The sequence below is a fragment of the Moorena sp. SIO4E2 genome, assembly GCF_010671945.1.
GTDB lineage: Bacteria > Cyanobacteriota > Cyanobacteriia > Cyanobacteriales > Coleofasciculaceae > Moorena > Moorena producens.
Genome location: NZ_JAAHIE010001221.1, coordinates 1 through 1,397 on the forward strand (window position 1 = coordinate 1; position 1,397 = coordinate 1,397).

1 protein-coding gene is annotated in these 1,397 nt (G+C 43.3%); it reads right to left on the reverse strand.

The window, feature by feature from the left end; translation table 11 throughout:
• Nucleotides 1–539: 539 nt before the first annotated feature.
• A partial coding sequence (locus F6K37_RS42375; RefSeq protein WP_502887842.1) for a DUF4139 domain-containing protein occupies nt 540–1,397 on the reverse strand: 858 nt, incomplete at its 5' end.

Here is a 1,397-nt window from a genome sequence, read left to right on the forward strand (position 1 = left end):
TGAAAGTTGTTTTGTGGTCAGCATATGCGCTACGCGCACGCTACTTGAGGTGCGGTCAGCGGTCAGCGGTCAGCGGTCAGCCTTGGCCACAAGCCTTTGGCTGATAACTGATAACTGATAGCTGATAGCTGATAGCTGATAGCTAACTCGATCAGAATCTACTAATTGATCAAGAGTTATCTAGATTTGAGTGCAGCTCAGCTGTATTGGAAGCTTATACCATAGAATTCGGTCAAGCATTGGAGTTAACCAGAGCTTGACCGATTTTTTTTATTGCTATAGTTATAGAAGCATTTAGTAGGGTGGGCATTGGTTATTTCAAACTTCCAATCCTTCAATGACATACATTAGCAGCATTTGGTAGGGTGGGCATTGCCTGTTTCCCATCTCCCCTACCTGCCCGAATTCACATAAGCAATGCCCACCAAGCGCAGATCGCATTTGGTAGGGTGGGCATTGCTTGAAACCAACTCCCAACCCTGCCCGAATTCACCTGAGCAATGCCCACCAACCTTTGAAATAATATAGTGCGAGGGGCACTAGTATTTGATCATCACGCTATAGGTTATTTTAACTTCTTCACCGGGGTTGATACTAATCGGAAACTCTACTGTTTTTGCATCTAGTTGATTGTAACTATGGCTGGTTTTTAAAATTTTCCAGTCACCACTAAATCGTTCCACAACCCATACTTGTGCTTGGTCTTCTTTGCGATTGCGGATGGAAATCTCAACGCTGTCTTCTGTCACCCTGTTAGAGATTTGTTTGTGAGCCGTGCGTTTGCGATCGCCTACTACATCAAAGGAGTCACCAATATATAAACCGACCACCTCATCCCTTGGTGTATGATCAATTAAGTCTTCACCTAAAAACTGTAAGTTACCGCGCCGATCAGCTTTATAAACTCTTACCTTTCCCTTAGGCAAAGGCATCCCCATATTATTAGTTTTAGTATTAGCCAACTCTAGGATAACATTAACTTTATCCTGGTGGCTGTCCTCTCCTTGCCCTGGAGGATTTATACGACTATAATACCACTGTTTGCTACTATCAAATATCAGTTTACGGTTTACCTGTACCTCTGCTGCAGAAAGTAATGTCATCTGTTTGGTTTCATTATTTTGTACAGTAGTTGTGCCATCCAAGGTGTAGAGATGATACTCAAAAAACGTTTCTTCTTCAAACTGAGGCTGGGCAGATCGTGCCTTGACAGATTTTAACATCATCACTTGTGCTTGTTCATATTCTTCCACCCGACGAACATCCCCAGCGATTAACTGCAACTGACTGTTTTCATAGGTAGCACCGCTGCGATTGTCCAACGTTACCCAGCCGGTGATATCTACCTTGCTCTCATCGTCACTAACAACTGCTACATAATCAGCTTTCCAGGTAAT